Origin of the sequence: Phyllobacterium calauticae (assembly GCF_019991125.1) — a bacterium.
Classification (GTDB): domain Bacteria; phylum Pseudomonadota; class Alphaproteobacteria; order Rhizobiales; family Rhizobiaceae; genus Phyllobacterium; species Phyllobacterium calauticae.
Window position 1 is genome coordinate 132,765 of the sequence record NZ_JAGENB010000008.1, and the last position, 18,440, is coordinate 151,204.

14 protein-coding genes are annotated in these 18,440 nt (G+C 59.5%); 12 read left to right on the forward strand and 2 right to left on the reverse strand.

Translation table 11 applies throughout. The features are described 5' to 3' along the window. Positions 1-9 precede the first annotated feature (9 nt). Positions 10-1,074 (forward strand): EscU/YscU/HrcU family type III secretion system export apparatus switch protein, encoded by a 1,065-nt coding sequence (locus J1W56_RS22310; protein ID WP_223615483.1) that lies wholly within the window; start codon positions 10-12, stop codon positions 1,072-1,074. A 30-nt stretch (positions 1,075-1,104) separates the two neighbouring features. Then, positions 1,105-1,545, forward strand: a complete 441-nt coding sequence (locus J1W56_RS22315) for a hypothetical protein (protein ID WP_223615484.1) — start codon at positions 1,105-1,107, stop codon at positions 1,543-1,545. 8 nt (positions 1,546-1,553) lie between these two features. Here the strand turns inward: J1W56_RS22315 and J1W56_RS22320 are convergent, their stop codons facing one another. Beyond that, positions 1,554-2,348 (reverse strand): helix-turn-helix transcriptional regulator, encoded by a 795-nt coding sequence (locus J1W56_RS22320; protein WP_223615485.1) that lies wholly within the window; start codon positions 2,346-2,348, stop codon positions 1,554-1,556. 494 nt (positions 2,349-2,842) lie between these two features. On the opposite strand from J1W56_RS22320, the gene J1W56_RS22325 reads away from it, so the two are divergent. Further along, the gene (locus tag J1W56_RS22325) at positions 2,843-3,997 is read left to right on the forward strand and encodes a DUF3095 domain-containing protein (protein WP_223615486.1); all 1,155 of its coding nucleotides are present in this window, start codon (positions 2,843-2,845) and stop codon (positions 3,995-3,997) included. 2 nt (positions 3,998-3,999) lie between these two features. Here the strand turns inward: J1W56_RS22325 and J1W56_RS22330 are convergent, their stop codons facing one another. Beyond that, positions 4,000-5,343: a nucleotide sugar dehydrogenase gene (locus J1W56_RS22330; RefSeq protein ID WP_223615487.1), complete on the reverse strand. Its 1,344-nt coding sequence runs from the start codon at positions 5,341-5,343 to the stop codon at positions 4,000-4,002. A gap of 494 nt (positions 5,344-5,837) precedes the next feature. Here J1W56_RS22330 and J1W56_RS22335 point away from each other — a divergent pair, with 494 nt between their 5' ends. The 9 genes from J1W56_RS22335 to J1W56_RS22375 all read left to right on the forward strand — a co-directional run bounded on the left by J1W56_RS22335 (position 5,838) and on the right by J1W56_RS22375 (position 18,312). Next, on the forward strand, positions 5,838-7,175 hold the full coding sequence (locus tag J1W56_RS22335; protein ID WP_223615488.1) for an adenylate/guanylate cyclase domain-containing protein: 1,338 nt from the start codon (positions 5,838-5,840) through the stop codon (positions 7,173-7,175). After that, the gene (locus tag J1W56_RS22340; RefSeq protein ID WP_223615489.1) at positions 7,172-8,134 is read left to right on the forward strand and encodes a polysaccharide lyase; all 963 of its coding nucleotides are present in this window, start codon (positions 7,172-7,174) and stop codon (positions 8,132-8,134) included. Before J1W56_RS22335 ends, J1W56_RS22340 begins: the two co-directional genes overlap by 4 nt. A 512-nt stretch (positions 8,135-8,646) precedes the next feature. After that, positions 8,647-10,536, forward strand: a complete 1,890-nt coding sequence (locus J1W56_RS22345) for an ABC transporter ATP-binding protein (protein ID WP_223615490.1) — start codon at positions 8,647-8,649, stop codon at positions 10,534-10,536. Further along, positions 10,530-12,437, forward strand: coding sequence for an ABC transporter substrate-binding protein (locus tag J1W56_RS22350; RefSeq protein WP_223615491.1), 1,908 nt, complete (start codon positions 10,530-10,532; stop codon positions 12,435-12,437). Before J1W56_RS22345 ends, J1W56_RS22350 begins: the two co-directional genes overlap by 7 nt. Positions 12,438-12,439: 2 nt before the next feature. Next, positions 12,440-13,438, forward strand: coding sequence for an ABC transporter permease (locus J1W56_RS22355; protein ID WP_223615492.1), 999 nt, complete (start codon positions 12,440-12,442; stop codon positions 13,436-13,438). Continuing rightward, positions 13,435-14,610 (forward strand): ABC transporter permease, encoded by a 1,176-nt coding sequence (locus J1W56_RS22360; protein ID WP_223615493.1) that lies wholly within the window; start codon positions 13,435-13,437, stop codon positions 14,608-14,610. Before J1W56_RS22355 ends, J1W56_RS22360 begins: the two co-directional genes overlap by 4 nt. 102 nt (positions 14,611-14,712) lie before the next feature. Further along, positions 14,713-15,927 carry a glycosyltransferase family protein gene (locus J1W56_RS22365; protein WP_223615494.1) on the forward strand — a complete coding sequence of 405 codons (1,215 nt, stop codon included), beginning with the start codon at positions 14,713-14,715 and terminating at the stop codon, positions 15,925-15,927. Between the two features lie 10 nt (positions 15,928-15,937). Beyond that, positions 15,938-17,185 (forward strand): glycosyltransferase family 4 protein, encoded by a 1,248-nt coding sequence (locus J1W56_RS22370; RefSeq protein ID WP_223615495.1) that lies wholly within the window; start codon positions 15,938-15,940, stop codon positions 17,183-17,185. Further along, complete coding sequence (locus J1W56_RS22375; RefSeq protein WP_223615496.1) at positions 17,182-18,312, forward strand: glycosyltransferase family protein; 1,131 nt, start codon at positions 17,182-17,184, stop codon at positions 18,310-18,312. Before J1W56_RS22370 ends, J1W56_RS22375 begins: the two co-directional genes overlap by 4 nt. Positions 18,313-18,440: the final 128 nt, after the last annotated feature.

The following is an 18,440-nucleotide window of genomic DNA, read 5'->3' on the forward strand; positions in this document are numbered from 1 at the left end:
TGCTAGAGCATGTCGGACGGGCCCGACAAAGAGAGTAAAACCGAGGAAGCAACTGAGAAGAAAATCAGTGATGCGGTCGAGAAGGGGAATCTGCCCGTCTCGCGCGAAGCGCCGATCCTCGCCTCCATCGCCGCCTTTCTCGTCATCATGGTTTTCGTCGCCGTGCCCAGCGGCTCGAAACTGGTGGCGTTCCTCTCGGCCCTGCTTGACAAGCCCGAGGAATGGCGGCTCAACAGCGCGCAGGATGCCCGGCAATTGTTCGGCATCGTCGGCCTGGCCGTGGGTGCGGCCTTGCTTCCCGTCTTCATCATCATTCCCACCGCCGGCATCCTCGCATCGGTGCTGCAGAATGCGCCGCGCATGGTCTTTGACCGTATCCAGCCGCAGTTTTCGCGCGTATCCATTGCAAAGGGCTGGACACGCATCTTCGGCGCGTCGGGCCGCATAGAATTCCTCAAGTCGGTCTTCAAGTTCGCGGCGGCCAGCATCATCGTTTTCATGATGTTCTTCCGCAGCAGCCATTTCTTCGTCGACACGATCATCACCGAACCCAGCCAGCTGCCCGAGCTCATCCGCAGCAACATCACCCGGCTTCTGGCATCCGTGACGATTGCGGTGACCGCGCTCGCAGCCTTCGACCTTGCCTGGGCCCGTATTCACTGGCGCAGCGAACTGCGCATGACCAAGCAGGAGATCAAGGACGAGCACAAGCAGGCAGAGGGCGATCCGCTGCTGAAGGCCCGGTTGCGCTCGCTCGGCCGTGACCGGGCGCGCCAGCGCATGATTGCCTCGGTTCCGACGGCCACGCTGATCGTCGCAAATCCGACACACTTCTCCGTTGCTCTACGCTACAGCCCGGCGAAAGATCCGGCCCCTATCGTGGTTGCCAAGGGGCAGGATCTGATCGCTCTCAAAATCAGGGAGATCGCCGCGGCCAATGACATACCGGTTTTCGAGAATGTGCAACTGGCGCGCGCGTTGTACAAGCAAGTGCAAGTGAACAATGCCATTGCACCAGAATTCTACAAAGCCGTGGCAGAACTGATCCAATTCGTTAATGTACGACGTAAATAATAAAACCGTTTCCAATCGGGTAAACAGCAGATGAAAAGAACGCAATATTCGGTTGCCCGGGTTGATATCATTTCAAACCACCTGACAGAGGTCATCCATGATCTTCGTCTTGTGGATGTTGCCGACTATATTGCCTTCATACGCTGTGAACTGTTCGGCAACATTGCCGATATCGTCAATTCAGCGACGGAACTGACGTTCTATCCCGATACGTTGACGTTCGGTCTTGGCGGTGAATATGCGCTGGACTGGAACACCGCGCCGAAAGTGATGCTCGATCTCGAGTTCAGCAATATGGGGGTCAATGCCTATTTCCGGCTGACGCTGTCTTCCGAAAGCACCGAGATCGATCTGCACCATCTGCGGTTTGCCGAAACGGGGCATAGTCCCGCGCAAAACACCGCATTGCTGGCCCAGGCCTTCGAGAATGCACGCCTGCCGCAATTGTCGGCATCGGCAAAGGCGCAATAACCGCCTTCCTACAGATAGGCCTTGGCAACGGTGGGTATGTCGATCACGCCGAGAGCAAGCGCCGTCGCCACTGTCGATGTTCTGTTGGAACAGCCCAGCTTGTTCTTGGCGTTCTGCAGATAGGTGACCACCGTCCAGCGCGCGATATTGAGAATCTCGCCGATCTCGCCATCCGTCTTGCCATTGGCTGCCCAGAACAGGCAGTCGATCTCGCGTCTGGTCAACAGATTGGAGATGATCGCGGCAAGGGCCGGATTGCGGGTGCCGTGCAGGGCGTTGTGGATACGCGCCGAAGCTGCCGATAACTGCTTGCGCCTGCGCTCGACAAAGGCACCCTGCTCCGCCTTTTCGACGTCGAAGGTGAAGAGCGTGATCCCGCGGAAGCCGAAGGCATTCGTCGCGCAAATCGCAAGATACAGGTTGCCAAGCCCGCGCCGTTCCGCGTCCATCAGATAGCGTTTTACGGCTGGCGAAGGGATGGCATCGGCAGTCAGGTTGCAGATCGTGCCGGGCGCATCGGCACGCGGCTGGAACAGCGTCATCCCCTGCATCACCGGATCGATCTTGAGATAGTCCTTGGCAAAATAGCGCAACATCCAGCTGACCGGATAGGTCATCAGAAGCGGGACATTTTCATCGACCACATCGCTGCCAGGCCGCGGTTCCGGGTGCCCGACATGGGCAATGTGGCGGCAGCCGGTCTGCTGTTTGACCTCGTGCAGCATTGCAAGCGTGTCCGAAGCCACCACGTCCTTGAACAGGCCCTTTTGAAAATCGGGAAAATGGGCCAGTTCAAGCAGCATTGGATACAAGTCATTCCTCTTGGCCCGCAAAGTGCCGGCTTCCGCAACGGTATTCTTCTGGATTTCAGATGGCTTTTCATCGCATGGGATTAAAAGCCCCTTCATGCTCGCACGAGACAGGCAGGCAGACAAGACGATGAACAATTGTATTTGCAGTTTTTCACATAAATGCTGCAAAAGGCAATTTATGGTTGAACCTGCCTGCCAAGCTTTGATTATCGGTATCAAGCCTGACAAACCAGAAAACGCGTGTCTCCTTTGACGCACATTTTCCAATGTTTTCGGTCATTTTACCGCAAAATTCGGGCACAGGCGCCCGGCTGTTGCGATCGCGCCAGGTGTATCCACAACCGCTGCGCGCATGGTTGGCACGCTTGCCTTTGGCCGGGAGGCGGCCCCGCACCGGTTGCCGGCAAGACCCGTTATTCCCGCTTCATCGCCGTACATTCATCCTGCCCGTCGCCTGTTCCCGCACAATGTGCTAATTGCCTTGCATGGGTGCCATTGCAAACGACGATTTCTTCGACTCGCTTCCCGTCTTCATTGACTTCGAAGGCGTAGCGGATGCGGGCAATTATCGGCCGCTCCCCAACGACTGGATACTGGCAGTGGCCGATATTGTCGGCTCAACCGGGGCGATCGAAGCCGGGCGTTACAAGGCCGTGAACATGGCAGGCGCAAGCGTCATCTCCGCCCTGCTCAATGCTCTGGGCAGGCACAATTACCCCTTCGTCTTCGGCGGCGATGGCGCGCTTGTCGCCATTCCGGCCTCCGCAGCCGTGCAGGCGCGTGAAGCGCTTGCCTCGGTTCAGGCCTGGGTGCGTGAGGACCTGCAACTGACCCTGCGTGCCGCCCTCGTGCCGATGAGCGAGATCAAGGCGCAAGGCCTTGACGTGCGCGTTGCCCGGTTCAGCGCCAGTCCCGAAGTCTTCTACGCGATGTTTACGGGCGGCGGCAGCAGTTGGGCCGAAGCGCAGATGAAAGCCGGCAAATATGCCATCGCCGCCGGTCCATCGGGATCGCGCCCGGATCTGACGGGGCTTTCCTGCCGATGGAATCCGATAGTGGCACGCAATGGCGAAATCCTGTCCATCATCGCCATTCCCGGCGACGCCGGCGCAACGGCGGCGTTCCAGCAGCTTGTTGCCGACATCGTTGCGATTGCCGCCGAACAGAATCGCGGCGCGCATCCCTTGCCGGCGGATGGACCGCCCATTGCATTCAATACCAGCGGTGTGGAGACGGAGGCACGCGCCACTGCCCCCAGGGGGCAACGCCTTCTTCGCAAAATCGCGATACTCGCCCAGATCGCCCTGACCGTTGCGATGGACAGGCTTGACCTGCATTGGGGGAAATTTGATCCGAAACAATACAAGCGCGACGTCGCGCGGAACTCGGATTTTCGCAAATTCGACGATGGTCTGAAAATGACGATTGATATCGATCCGGCCCGGTTGCAGCGCATTGAGGCCCTGCTGGAAAAGGCATCGAAGGCGGGCATCGCCCGCTTCGGCCTGCACCGGCAGGATTCAGCCCTGATGACCTGTCTTGTTCCGACCCCCATGTCGCGCAATCACATGCACTTCATCGACGGGGCATCGGGCGGCTATGCCATGGCGGCCAGCAATCTCAAGGCCAAGCTGTCCTGATCCTAGGATTTCACAATATGCCCGGCGGCGAGCCCGCGCCTGGTGAAAATGTTGCGCGTATCGACGATCAGCGGCGACCATTCGGCCAGCGCCGCATAATCCACGTCGTCATGGTCGGTCGAAACCAGAACGGCATCGTAGGATTTCACCGTTTTCTCATCCAGAGGCACAGACGCACGGCCTTTCAGCGCCATATATTCGCGGGTCGACGGTATCTCGCTGACAAACGGGTCGTGGTAGTCCGCATGGCCGCCGCGCTCCTCGATGATTTCAATGAGGCGCAGCGACGGGCTTTCACGGATATCAGGCACGTTCTTCTTGTAGGCAAGCCCGAGAACCAGCACGCGTGAGCGGCTGAGCGCCTTGCCCGCCCGGATATCCAGTGCTTCGGCCAGTTTGCCGACCACATAACGCGGCATGGCGGAGTTGATCTCGCCTGCCAGCTCGATGAAGCGGGTCGGCAGCTCGTACTCGCGCGATTTCCAGGTGAGATAGAACGGATCGATCGGGATGCAGTGGCCCCCGAGGCCGGGGCCGGGATAAAACGGCATGTAGCCGAAGGGCTTTGTCTTGGCCGCCTCGATGACCTCCCAGATGTCGATGCCCATGGCGGCGTAGACGGTTTTCAGTTCGTTGACGAGCGCGATGTTCACCGCCCGGAAGATGTTCTCGGTCAGCTTGACCGCCTCGGCCGTGGCGTTGGACGAGACGGGAACAACCGTCTTGACCGCCGCACCGTAGAAAGCCTGCATCAGCCGGCTGGCTTCCTCGCCATCGCCCGCAACGATTTTCGGTATGGTCGAGGTCTGGAAATCGCGATTGCCGGGATCTTCCCGCTCCGGGGAAAAGCCGAGGAAGAAGTCCTTGCCGGATTTGAGACCGGTCTTTTCCAGAATGGTTTTGACCACATCATCGGTTGTTCCGGGATAGGTCGTCGATTCAAGCACGACAAGCTGGCCGCGCCGGAGCGCCGCGGCAATCGAGCGGCAGGTCGCCTCGACGAAGGACAGGTCGGGATCGCGATGTTTCGTCAGCGGTGTCGGTACGCAGATGACGATCACGTCGCACTGGGCGAGCCGGGCAAAATCGCTTGTCGACCGGAACCGGTTCTGCGCCGTTTGCGCACCGAGCGACGCGTCCGTGACCGCCTCGATATAGGAATGACCGGCGTCGAGGGCGACAATCTTCGCCGGATCGATATCAAAGCCGGTCACCGAAAACCCGCTCTGGGCAAGGGTGATGGCGAGCGGCAGCCCGACATAGCCAAGCCCGATCACCCCAGCCTGGGCGGTGCGCGCGTCGATTTTGGCGGAAAGGTCGGAGAAGGGGGAGGAGGAAACGGCCAAGGCGATCTCTTCTTTGCGAAGCACGCCGCGTGAGCGGATGCGGTTGAGGGCGCAGTGGCGGCCCGGAATTCGTCCGGTTTAGATGGCTGCTCCAGCCACCGCTGTCAAGCAAGGCCGGCGGCGTCCGGCCTGTCACAAACAGTTGATGCGACGGCAAGCCCGGTCTGGCGCGCTGCTGACAGGAGGTTGTCAGGAGTGCGTGCCGATCCGGTGAATTAACCCCGGCGCCTCTATTGTTTCAGATCGGTGACATGCCCATTTCAGTGCCAGCACGCAATCAGGATCGATAGAGAACCGCCAGCCAGCCATCCATTTGAACAGAACCGGGCAGTGCGATTGTTGCCGGCGACCCCGCTGCCAGCGTTGACACCCTTGTCCGGTTCGCTCATCTTGTCTCCGTATCTGCTTGTTTTGGGTATGATTTTTCATGTGCCCGGCCGATCACGGAACAGCGCATCGAAGCTGGACGCGGTTCGCAAGGACAAGGACGAGTGATGAGCACGCAAACGGATGTTTCCACCATACTTCTCGACAAGGTCGCAGACTGGCTCACACGTTCTTCTCTCGCTGGTGAGAATCTTGAGACAATCATACGCGGTTTTTGTGAACGCATTGCCGCGGCGGGCCTGCCGATTGCCCGCGTCCACCTGACGTTCTCCATGTTGCACCCGCTCTACGACGCGCTTGGCTTCACCTGGCAGCGCTCCAGCGGGCTCGTGGTGGAAGGCTATCGCCACAATGCGGGCGAGAAACCCGAACGTTTTCTGCTCAGCCCCTATTATTATCTGCTGTGCAACAACCTCGAACATGTGCGGCGGCGCATCGATGCGGACGGGCCGCATGAATTCCCCATCTTTGACGAGCTGAAGAAGCAGGGCGTGACGGATTATCTGGCCTTCGTGCAGCCTTTCAGCGGCGAGTCGACACAGGGCATGATGGGCTCCTGGTCAACGGACAGCAGCGCGGGTTTTAGCGAAAGCATGATCGGTGCACTGCTGAAGCTGCAGAACCATCTGGCCGTTGCCGCCAAAATGGCGGTTCTCGGCAAGCTCGCCGACAACATGCTGACCACCTATCTCGGCGGCAATGCCGGCAAGCGCGTTCTCAACGGCCAGATTCGCCGGGGTGACGGCGAAACGATCCGGGCGGCCCTGGTGATGGGCGACATGCGCCAGTCGACCATGCTGGCCGAACGGGAAGGCCGTCAGGCCTATATCGACACACTCAATCATTTCTTCGATGCGATCGCCGCGCCATTCAACCGCGGCGGCGGCGAAATCCTCAGTTTCATGGGGGACGGTTTTCTTGCGGTCTACCCCTGCGGCCGGCACAAGGACGCTTCAAAGGTTGCCTGTCAGGCGGCTCTTTCGGCTGTCTTCAAGGCACAGGCCCGCGTGGCGGAGCTCAATCGCGACCGGCGCAAGGACGGCCTCAGCGACATCCGCTACGGCATCGGCCTGCATGTGGGCAATGTCATGTTCGGCAATGTCGGCCTGAAGGACCGCCTGACCTTTTCCGCCTTCGGCTCTGCCGTCAATGAGGTGCAGCGGCTGCAGGGCCTGACCAAGAAGTATTCGCGCGAAATCGTCGCCAGCCAGGCGTTCGCCAACTATTGCGGCGGTGACTGGACAACCCTCGGCGAAGAAAAATTGCGCGGCGTCGGGCAAAAGGTCACTGTTCTCCTGCCCAAACAATCGGCTACTGTCGTGGCGGAAGATGCCTTTGATGAAGTGGCCTATGACGGCCTGTCGGAAGCGGAACAGGTCATGCTGCTGCACCGTGATGCGAAAACACAGGATCAGAGGCCCCTTCTGGAGAAGTTCATGCAATGAAGCGAAAGACCGTTCTGATGGCTGCCCTGGCTGCAAGTTTGACTCTCTCATCCCAAGCCGGCGCAGAGCCAAGGAGCGACGTGCTCATCGACCGTTTTGATGGTCAGGACTTTTCGCCGGCCGGCGGCCTCTACTACCGCAAGAATTTCGAGCAGAGCGCCGGAACGGTTGAATTTCAATCCGAGGTCACGCGCAATGGTGGCGGCGCCCTCAAGCTGAGCGTCAAACCGCTGTGTCCGGGCACAAAGCACAATTGCAGTGAACGGGCGGAAATCTGGGAAAAGACCGACAAGCGCGTGCCCTACAACCAGGGGGTCTGGTACGGGTTTGCCGTCAAATTTGCCGATCCCATTCCCAGCGACGATCACCGCTATCTGATTGCCCAGTGGAAACGCGAGATCGGGCCGAAGGCGGTCGGCGATTTCAGTCCCTTTCTGGCGCTGCGGCTCAACCAGGGAAAGCTGTTCGCCACCATCGAGACCAATTATATCGCGCCGGCCAAAAAGAATGGAATCGCGGCGGATCCGGCGTGCGCCGGCGGACAGACACCGGTGTGGCTGCGCCCTGAAACCAACCAGATGCGCGCCCTTGTGGCGACCGATTCGAACTGGTCCGCCGAGAACGGCAAACAATTCTCCACCTGCACCAGCGCCATGACGGTGACGGATCGCGGCAACAAGCTGCCGACGCCGGATTCGGGCTGGATCGACTTTGCGATCTACACGAAGCCCGGACCTGACGGCTCGGGCCATGTGGAGATTTTTGCCAACAACAAATGGATCGTGACGGTCAGGGGCCATATCGGCCATGCCGACAAGGGACTGGGCAAGAATCAATATTTCAAATTTGGCCCGTACCGTGCAGCCGACGACAAGGAATGGACACTCTATTACGACGATTTCCGCCGTTCGCCGCGCTGTGAAGACGTCATGGACGCGCAGTTCTGCCCCGTGCTCTAGAGCACGGCCACACAAAAATAACCCTGAAATGCCAGAGTGATGTCATCGGCGTGTGACCTAGGTCGTACACTCATAAATCTGATTGAAATGGTATGTGGCCATTTGTTCGGATACGAGGAGCAAAGACGAGGGAAATGTGGTTCATTTTTAAGGCTTTGCGACGACGTAGCCGGGCAAATGGACCATATCCTTCGGACGCCGAAACGGCTGCAAGCTGCAGTGTCGAGCCGCTCGGCCGGGGAAAGGCCCCGCCCTTCGCATCTCTCAGAGCATGGTCCCGAAAAGTTGTTCGACTTTTCGGGCAAGACCATGCTCCAAATATCGACTTGCGCATGCGTCTTTCGGCCCGGCCTAAGGCCGGACCGGACCATGCGCGGCATCTTCTTGCCGTTTCAGGCGCCATTTCGATCAGATTTATGAGTGCACGACCTAGCTAGACTCACTGTATATCGTGCGATAGTCTTAATCGTAATGGCGATAATAAAAACGCTCTGGGGGAATGAAAAACTGGCATGACGTCGGGGTCTGATCTGTTGCGTATCGAGAATCTCGGCATTTCGTTTTCGATGCTGGGCGGGCGTATGCATGTCGTCAAGGGTGCGAATCTGCGCATCCTTCCGGGAAAAGTAACGGCATTGGTGGGCGAATCCGGATCGGGAAAATCCGTCATCAGCCAGTCCGTCATGGGCATTCTGCCCAACACGGCCGCCGTAACCGGCAAAATCCTGTTTACGGACCCGATCGACGGCAAAACCACCGATATTCTGCAATTGGAGCGGGACGGACCCGAAATAAGAGCCCTGCGCGGCAGCCGCATGGCCAAGATATTTCAGGAACCCATGACGTCGCTCTCGCCGCTGCACACCGTCGGCAACCAGATCAGCGAAGTCCTGGCCATCCACACCAAGGCGACCAAATCCGAACGCCGTTCGCAGACCGAGGAAATGCTGGGGCTGGTCGGGTTCTCCAATCCCAAGCGCACCTATGACATGTACCCGTTTGAATTGTCGGGCGGCATGCGGCAGCGGGCGATGATTGCCATGGCGCTGATCTGCCGCCCTGCCCTGCTCATTGCGGACGAACCGACAACGGCACTCGACGTCACCATCCAGGCGCAGATCCTGGAACTGCTGCGCAATCTCCAGCACAAGCTCAATATGGCCATGCTGCTGATCACCCATGACCTCGGTGTCGTGGCCAACATGGCCGACGAGGTGGTGGTGATCTACCACGGCGAAATCATGGAAGCCGGGCCGGTCGACGCCATTTTCCGCAACCCGCAGCATCGTTACCTGAAGGGGCTGATGGCTGCCATACCGCATTTCGACATGAAACCCGGGGAACGCCTGAAGGCATTGCGTGAAGTACCGGTCAATTCCGGCGCGTTGTGGGGAAAGAGAAAGCACGAGGAAACGGCCCCTGACGTGCTTGTATCCGTGCGAAACCTCACCAAGAGCTACGGCATCCGCAAATCCGGTCTTTTCGGCAAGCAGGACAAGACCCGCATACGCGCCGTCGACGGTGTCAGCTTCGATATCCGGCGTGGTGAATGTCTTGGCCTCGTCGGCGAGAGCGGCAGCGGCAAGACCACCGTCAGCAAAATCCTGATGCGGGCAGTAACCCCGGATGGCGGCTCGGTGACCTTTGATGACGGCCGGGGCAAAATCGACGTGCTTGCCGCGCAGGGCGCCAAGCTTCTGGAATTGCGCACCAAAATCCAGATGGTGTTCCAGGATCCGGTTTCGTCGCTGTCGCCGCGCATGACCGTACAGAACATCCTCAGCGAGCCCCTGGAAATTCACGGGCGCGGGGATCGGGCCTATCGTCTGGAAACGGTGCGCGCGCTGATGCAGGCGATCGGTCTTGACCAGCGGTATCTCAACCGTTACCCGCACAGCTTCTCCGGCGGCCAGCGCCAGCGCATCGGCATTGCACGGGCACTGGCGCTCGGACCGCAATTGCTGATCTGCGATGAGCCGGTTTCGGCGCTCGACGTTTCTGTTCAGGCGCAGATCCTCAACCTCCTGAAGGACCTGCAGAAGGAGCTGGGCCTGACCTATCTGTTCATTTCCCATAATCTTGCGGTGGTTGATTACATGGCCGATCGTATCGCCGTGATGTGTGCCGGGCGCATTGTCGAGATTGCGCCCCGCGAAATTATCCTGCGCGATCCCGTCCATCCCTACACGAAAGCGCTTCTGGCCGCCGTGCCGTTTCCGGACCTCGACCGGCCGCTGGATTTCAAGACGCTCAAGGCCAGCGGTGCCTCGGATGAACGTGCCTGGGGGCCAAAATTCTCCAGCGGCGACAGCGATGATCCGCTCTCGCCCGCCGATCTCGGCAATGGTCACGTGGTGCTGGCGCGGCGCAATGTCGATACACGGGAACTACGCTCGTGGTGACGCGGCGGACAGTCCTGGGCGCCCTTGCCGCCACCGTGGTTCCGGTCTCGGTCAAAGCGGCCGATCGCGAACGCGAACCGGAGTTTCTCGAGGACCGGCTGCGTGCCACCAGCCTGCCGCCGCTTGCCCAGCGTATTCCCAAACGGCCGCGGATTATCAACCTGAAGGAAATGGGCCGCGTCCCCGGACAGTACGGCGGAACGCTGCGCACCATCATCGGCAGCCAGAAAGATATCCGGTTCATGACCATCTACGGCTATGCCCGTCTGGTGGGATATGACGAACATCTCGTTTTGCGGCCTGATGTGCTCGAATCGTTCGAATCGGAAAACGACACCATTTTCACCTTCAGACTGCGCGAGGGGCACAAGTGGTCCGACGGTTCGCCGCTGACAACCGATGATTTCAGTTACTGGTGGAACGATGTTCTTCTGAATTCGGACCTGACGCCCGCTGGCGGCGCGCTGGAGCTGCGCATCGACGGGAAGTTGCCTAAGTTCGAGGTCCTCGATCCGCTGACCGTGCGCTATTCCTGGGAGTCACCGAATCCTGATTTCCTGCCTAGCCTGGCGGCCCCGCAAGCCCTGGTTGTGGTTGGCCCGTCGCTCTATCTGAAACAATTCCACAAGGACTATCAGGACAAGTTCCGCCTTGCCGCCCTGATGAAAGAAAACCGGGTCAAGAAGTGGGCCGATCTTCACATCAAGATGGCGCGCCAGTACCGTCCGGAAAACCCCGAACTGCCGGTGCTCGATCCCTGGCGGAACATGACAACCCCTCCGGCCGAACAGTTCGTGTTCGAGCGCAACCCGTTCTTCCATCGCGTCGACGAGAACGGGCGGCAGCTGCCCTATATCGACCGCTTCATCCTGAACATCAGCTCATCGCCGATCATTCCGGCAAAGGCGGGTGCGGGCGAAAGCGAACTGCAGGCCACCGGCATCGATTTTGCCGACTACACCTTCCTCAAGGATGCCGAAAAGCGCTATCCGGTGAAGGTCGACCTGTGGAAATTGACCCGGGGTTCACGGGTCGCAATCCTGCCCAATCTCAATTGCGCGGATGAGGGATGGCGATCGCTTTTTCGCGATGTGCGCTTCCGGCGCGCGCTGTCGCTTGCCATCGACAGGCATGAAATCAACATGGCGGTGTTTTACGGCCTGGGAACACCAAGCGCCGACACGGTGCTGCCGGAAAGCCCGCTGTTCAGACCGGATTATGCCAAGGCATGGATTGCATTCGATCCGGACAAGGCCAATGCGCTCCTGGACGAAGTTGGCATGCACAGGCGCAACGATGATGGCATCCGCCTGCTCCCCGATGGCCGCCTTGCAGAAATCACCATCGAAACGCCGGGCGAGAGCACGCTGGATTCCGATGTTCTCGAGCTCATAGTGGATCATTGGCGCAAGATCGGCCTGGCGCTGTTCACCAGAACCTCCCAGCGCGATATCTTCCGCAGCCGCGCCAAGGCAGGCCGGATCATGATGTCCATCTGGTTTGGCATCGCCAATGGCGTGGCAACACCGGACATGAATCCGGGACAGCTGGCGCCGACCACCGACGATCAATGGCAATGGCCGCTTTGGGGCATGCATTACCTGTCGCTCGGGCAGAGCGGCCAGGCACCCGACCTGCCGGAAGCACAGGAACTCGTCGCCCTGCAAAACCAATGGCGGAAATCGGCCCATTCGGCCGAGCGTGCGGACATATGGCACAAGATGCTGGCCATCTACACCGATCAGGTGTTTTCGATAGGGTTGGTCAACGGCACGTTGCAACCCATTCTGCGCTCCTCGCACTTGCAGAATGTTCCCGAAAAAGGTCTCTACGGCTTTGATCCGACCTGTTGGCTCGGAGTTTACATGCCCGATACTTTCTGGATGAGCGGGGGGACGTAGACGTGCTGCGATATATCCTATGGCGCATTGCCGCGATGGTGCCCACGCTGCTGATTATTTCGGCGCTGGTTTTCGTCATCATCGATTTGCCGCCCGGCAACTTCTTTGAAAGCCAGATCGCCGAAATGCAGGCGCAGGGCGAAACCGTCAACCTGCAGGATCTGGAACAGCTTCGCCACCAATATGGCTTCGACCAACCGCCGGTTCTGCGCTATTTCCACTGGCTGGGCGGCATGCTGCAGGGAGACTTCGGCTACTCCTTTGAGTATCAGTTGCCGGTCACCGCTGTCGTAGGCGACCGGTTGTGGCTGACTGTTCTCGTTTCATTCGTCACAATTCTGGTGACCTGGCTGCTCGCCTTTCCCATCGGCATGTATTCGGCAACGCATCAGTACAGCTGGAGCGATTACGGGCTGACGCTTTTTGGCTTGCTCGGTATCGCCATACCCAACTTCATGCTGGCCCTGATCCTGATGTATTTCGCCAATATCTGGTTTGGCACATCGATCGGCCATCTCATGGATCAGAAGTATCTCAGTGAGCCCATGAGCTGGGAAAAGGCGCGATCAATCCTCGCCCATCTGTGGATTCCCGTCATTATCGTTGGAACGGCCGGGACGGCCGGCATGATCAGACGCCTGCGCGCCAACCTGCTCGACGAGTTGCAGAAGCAATATGTGATGACGGCGCGGGCCAAGGGGCTGCATCCCTTCCGCACCCTGGTCAAATATCCCTTGCGCATGGCGCTGAATTTCTTCGTTGCCGATATCGGCTCGATCCTGCCGCATATCATTTCCGGTGCGGAAATTACCGCCATTGTCCTGTCGCTCGAAACGACCGGACCCATGCTGATCAAGGCATTGCAGAGCCAGGACATGTATCTTGCCGGTTCGTTCCTCATGTTCCTGGCGTTTCTCACGGTGATCGGTGTGCTCATATCCGACATTGCCCTGGCCTTTCTTGATCCACGCATCCGGTTGCAGGGCAGGAGCACGAAGTGACAGCACAACTCCCGCTCCCCGGCGCGCCCCTGCAGCACTACGTCTCAAGCGCACCATTCGATCCGATGTCGATCGAGACGATGACCGAGGCTCAGGCCAAGGTTCATCTCGCATCGCAATTGCGGCTGATGTGGTGGAAATTCAGACGCCACCGCCTTGCACTGGCGTCCGGCATTTTCCTGATCGCACTCTACGGCATGATCATCATTGCCGAGTTTCTGGCGCCCTACAACCTGCACACACGCAATGTTGATTTCATCCATGCCCCACCGCAGCGGGTCCGTCTGTTCCATGACGGAAAGCTGATCGGACCATACGTCTATGGCCGTGAAATGACCCTGAACATGGAATCGCTGAAACGCGTATACACTGACAACAAGAGCGACGTGCAACCGCTGCGCTTCTTCTGCCGCGGCGACGATTATCGCTTCTGGGGCCAGATTGCGACCAATGTCCATCTGGTCTGCCCGGCCAAGGGCGGGCAGCTGTTCCTTCTGGGAACCGACCGGCTGGGCCGCGATGTGCTTTCCCGGATTATCTACGGCGCGCGCATTTCCCTGACCATCGGTCTTATCGGCATCACCATCAGCTTCGTCCTCGGCATCATCATCGGCGGACTCGCGGGATACCATGGCGGCTGGTTCGACCTGCTCGTTCAGCGCGTCATCGAGGTATTGCAATCATTGCCTAGTCTGCCTCTATGGATGGCGCTGGCCGCCATCATGCCGGTGACATGGAGCCCGATCATCATCTACTTCGGTATCACGCTCATTCTTGGTCTGCTGGACTGGACGGGCCTCGCCCGTGCGGTCCGCTCCAAAATTCTGGCGTTGCGCGAAGAGGATTATGTTCTGGCGGCCCAGTTGATGGGAGCAAAAAGCGGACGTATCATCGGGCGTCACCTCGTTCCGGGCTTCATGTCACACCTGATTGCAACGGCAACCATATCCATCCCGGGCATGATTCTGGGCGAGACGGCGCTGAGTTTTCTCGGTCTCGGCCTTCGTCCGCCCATCACCAGCTGGGGTATTCTCCTGACCGAAGCCCGCAGCGTCAGTGTAATCGCTTTTTATCCCTGGTTACTTTTCCCAATGATTCCGGTCATTCTTGTTATTTTGGCATTCAATTTTCTGGGAGATGGGTTGCGCGACGCCGCAGACCCCTACAGATAAGTGGAAAGTTGACATACCAATGGATTTGCATTCTCCCAGCCGTCCCGAATGTGCTGTGCAGCTAAACCTGCCAAAGCTATTCGTCTCAAAGAGGTTTTGACCATGATGCGGCGTTTTGAAGATGCTCGGATCCTCATGTACAGCCATGATACGTTTGGCCTCGGCCATCTCAGGCGCTGCAGGACCATCGCCCACTCGCTTGTCGAGGACTATCGCGGGCTCAATATACTCATCATTTCCGGCGCGACCATCGCCGGGGCATTCGATTATCGTGCCCGCGTCGACTTCGTGAAGGTTCCAAGCGTGATCAAGCTGCGCAACGGCGAGTACACGTCGCTTGCCCGGCACATCGATCTGCATGAAACCCTGAAAATGCGCCAGTCGATCATCCGGCACACCGCTGAAACGTTTCAGCCGGATATTTTCATCGTCGACAAGGAGCCCATGGGCCTGAAAGGCGAGGTCGAGGAAACCCTGGCCTATCTCAAGTCGCGCGGCACGACGCTTGTGCTGGGCCTGCGTGAAGTCATGGACGCACCGCATCTGCTCGAGGCCGAATGGAAAAAAGCCAATGTGATGCAGAAGATCGACCAGTATTACGACAATGTCTGGGTCTATGGCCCGCCGGATTTCTACGATCCGCTGGTTGATCTCGACGTGCCCGCCGGCGTGCGCAACAAGATGGAGTTTGTCGGCTTCTTGCAGCGCAGCCTGTCGCACGACAAAGCCTCGGTGCATGTGCCGGAGGGCGATTACATCCTGGTGACGACCGGCGGCGGCGGCGATGGTGCCGACCTCGTCCACAACGTCATTCATGCCTACCAGCAGGACCCGACACTGACACACAAGGCCTTTATTGTGCTTGGGCCCTACATGCCGGCCAAGCAACGGGCCAAGCTGGTGAAAAAGGGCGGCAAGATCCCCTATATCGAGGTCATTGAGTTCGACAACCGCATGGAAGAGCTGATTGCCGGTGCGAAGGCGGTCGTGGCCATGGGCGGCTACAACACCTATTGCGAGATCCTGTCGTTCGACAAGCCGGCACTGATCGTCCCGCGCATCCAACCGCGCGAGGAACAGTTGATCCGGGCCCAGCGCGCCTCGGAACTCGGCCTTGTCGACATGCTCCTGCCGGAAGAGGCCGAAAAACCCCAGCTACTCGCCGAAGCGCTCAAGCGTCTGCCTGACCGGGCACCGCCATCGAAAAGCGGCAAGGGCGAAGGCATGCGCTTGGAAGGGCTTGTCCATATCTCGACGATTGTCGGCGATTGGCTGGACGAGCGTCAGCAAGAACAACCTTTGGCCGTTGCCGAGTAAAGAGCCGATTTTGCCCATACGCCGTAAAACACTGGTGGTGCTGAAGGGTTATCCGCGCCTGTCGGAAACCTTTATCGCCCAGGAATTGCTCGGGCTGGAGCGCGCCGGTTTCGACCTGACGCTCATTTCGATGCGCAAGCCGACGGACAAGAAGCGCCATCCCATCCATGACGAGATCAGGGCGCGGGTCGTCTATCTGCCGGAATATCTGCACGAGGAGCCTCTGCGGGTGCTGCGGGCACTGTTTGCCGGCTGGTCGAAGCCGGGCTTCAAACCGCTGCTGCGGCGCTTCTGGACCGATCTGCGCCGCGATGTCACCCGCAACCGGTTCCGCCGCCTGGGCCAGGCCCTTGTGCTTGCCCATGAATGGCCCGATGCCGGAGAATGGCTGCACGCGCACTTCATCCACACGCCCGCTTCGGTGACCGCCTATGCCAGCATCATGACCGGCGTGCCGTGGACGTGCTCGGCCCACGCCAAGGACATCTGGACTTCGCCGGACTGGGAACTGACGGAAAAGCTGGCGGAGGCCCGCTGGAGCGTCACCTGCACCCGCAGCGGCTATGAACACATGCGTGGGCTGACCGATCGCCGGGAACAGGTGCACCTGAGCTATCACGGTCTCGATCTGGCGCGGTTCGGCCATTTCACCGGGGCGCGATCCAGCCGCAACGGTTCGAACCCGGCAGACCCGGTGCAGATCCTGAGCGTCGGACGCGCGGTGGAAAAGAAGGGCTATGACGTCCTCATGCGCGCACTGGCGGCCTTGCCCGGCGATCTCAACTGGACGTTCGTCCATATCGGGGGCGGCGACCAGCTGGCCAGGCTCAAACCGCTGGCGCAGAAACTTGGCATTGCCGATCGCATCACCTGGAAAGGCGCGCTCGCACAGGAAGAGGTGCTGGAGCATTATCGCCGCGCCGATATTTTCGCTCTGGCCTGCCGCATTGCTGCGGATGGTGACCGCGACGGCCTGCCCAATGTTCTCGTGGAAGCCTCAAGCCAGAATCTTGTCTGCATCTCCACCAATATTTCCGGCGTTCCGGAACTGCTGACCGACCGGGAAAACGGTTTTGTCGTGCCTCCGGAAGATCCGGAATCCCTGGCCCGGGCGCTGGAGGAAGCAATCCGCGCGCCGAACCTGCGCCACCGTCTCGGCCAGGCGGCCGAAGCGCGCGTGCGCGAGCACTTCGACCATAATTCCAGTATCCGGCAATTGACCAACCTGTTTGAAACCGAATGGCAAAGGACGGAATGACCGCTCCCCGTGTGCTCTTCTATGTCCAGCATCTTCTCGGCATCGGCCACCTCGCGCGCGTCAGCCGCATTGCCGCAGCGCTGGCCCGCAATGCATTCGATGTGACGGTCATCACCGGCGGATTGCCTGTTCCGGGATTTCCGGGCCCCGACATCAAATCCGTGGCCCTGCCCGCTGTTGTCGCCAGCAATGCCGGGTTTTCCGGCTTGGCCGACGAGCACGGCAACCCGGTTGACGAGCACTTTCTCCACCGCCGCCGGGATCTGCTGCTCGAGACATTTCACGCCGTCCGGCCCGACATCGTCGTCATCGAGGCCTTTCCCTTTGGCCGCAGGCAAATGCGCTTCGAGTTGCTGCCGCTGCTCGACGCCATAGCAGCCACCTCCCCCCGGCCCAAACTCCTGACCTCCGTGCGGGATATATTGCAGGAACGGTCCAAACCCGGACGGGATGAGGAAACCGTTGCACTGATCAAGGCGCATTTCGATCATGTGCTCGTCCATGGCGACCCGGATTTCGTCACCCTGCCCGAGACATTTCCGCTGGCCGCCGAGATTGCCGACAAGATCATCTATACCGGCCTCGTGGCCGCGCCTGTTGCCGCGCTCCCGGTGGAAAGCTTTGACATCGTCGTTTCCGCCGGCGGCGGCGCCGTCGGCCTTGATCTGATCCGCGCGGCCCTCGAAGCGGCGAGGACCTCGAGCCATCGCGGCCGCTGGTGCCTGATAACCGGGCCCAATCTGCCGGAAGCCGATTTTGCGGCACTTTCACACGCCGTGCCCGACAATGTCAGCGTGGTGCGTTTTCGCAAGGACTTCCCTTCCCTGCTGCGCGGCGCGGCGCTTTCCATATCGCAAGCCGGGTACAATACGGTCTGCGACGTGCTGCGCGCGCAATGCCGTTCAATCCTCGTGCCATTCACCGCGGGCGGCGAAACCGAACAGACAGTGCGGGCAAACCGCCTCGCGGCGCTTGGGCTGGCCGTGGCCCTGCCTGAAAACGGCTTGACCGGGCGCCTGCTCGGCGAGACCATCGAGGCATCGCTCGCACAGCCCAAACCGGGCAGCCATCGTCTCGATCTGAACGGAGCGGCACACACTGCAAAGCTGCTGCGGGACATGCTGTAGCAGCGGCATCGGGATTTCACACTCCCGGCAACAGTTGCGTTTGATACATCCGAAATCCGAGCGGAGAATTTCTGGTTCATTACCACTTGTTATCCCGCCTGCGATACAGTCGCCCAAATATAGTGCGG

Excerpts from the sequence above, each read along its gene's own strand:
- J1W56_RS22340 (WP_223615489.1), top strand. The coding sequence starts at position 7,172 with ATGAAGCGAAAGACCGTTCTGATGGCTGCCCTGGCTGCAAGTTTGACT.
- J1W56_RS22310 (WP_223615483.1), top strand. The coding sequence starts at position 10 with ATGTCGGACGGGCCCGACAAAGAGAGTAAAACCGAGGAAGCAACTGAG.
- J1W56_RS22335 (WP_223615488.1), top strand. The coding sequence starts at position 5,838 with ATGAGCACGCAAACGGATGTTTCCACCATACTTCTCGACAAGGTCGCA.
- J1W56_RS22375 (WP_223615496.1), top strand. The coding sequence starts at position 17,182 with ATGACCGCTCCCCGTGTGCTCTTCTATGTCCAGCATCTTCTCGGCATC.
- J1W56_RS22315 (WP_223615484.1), top strand. The coding sequence starts at position 1,105 with ATGAAAAGAACGCAATATTCGGTTGCCCGGGTTGATATCATTTCAAAC.
- J1W56_RS22325 (WP_223615486.1), top strand. The coding sequence starts at position 2,843 with ATGGGTGCCATTGCAAACGACGATTTCTTCGACTCGCTTCCCGTCTTC.
- J1W56_RS22320 (WP_223615485.1), bottom strand. The coding sequence starts at position 2,348 with ATGCTGCTTGAACTGGCCCATTTTCCCGATTTTCAAAAGGGCCTGTTC.
- J1W56_RS22365 (WP_223615494.1), top strand. The coding sequence starts at position 14,713 with ATGATGCGGCGTTTTGAAGATGCTCGGATCCTCATGTACAGCCATGAT.
- J1W56_RS22345 (WP_223615490.1), top strand. The coding sequence starts at position 8,647 with ATGACGTCGGGGTCTGATCTGTTGCGTATCGAGAATCTCGGCATTTCG.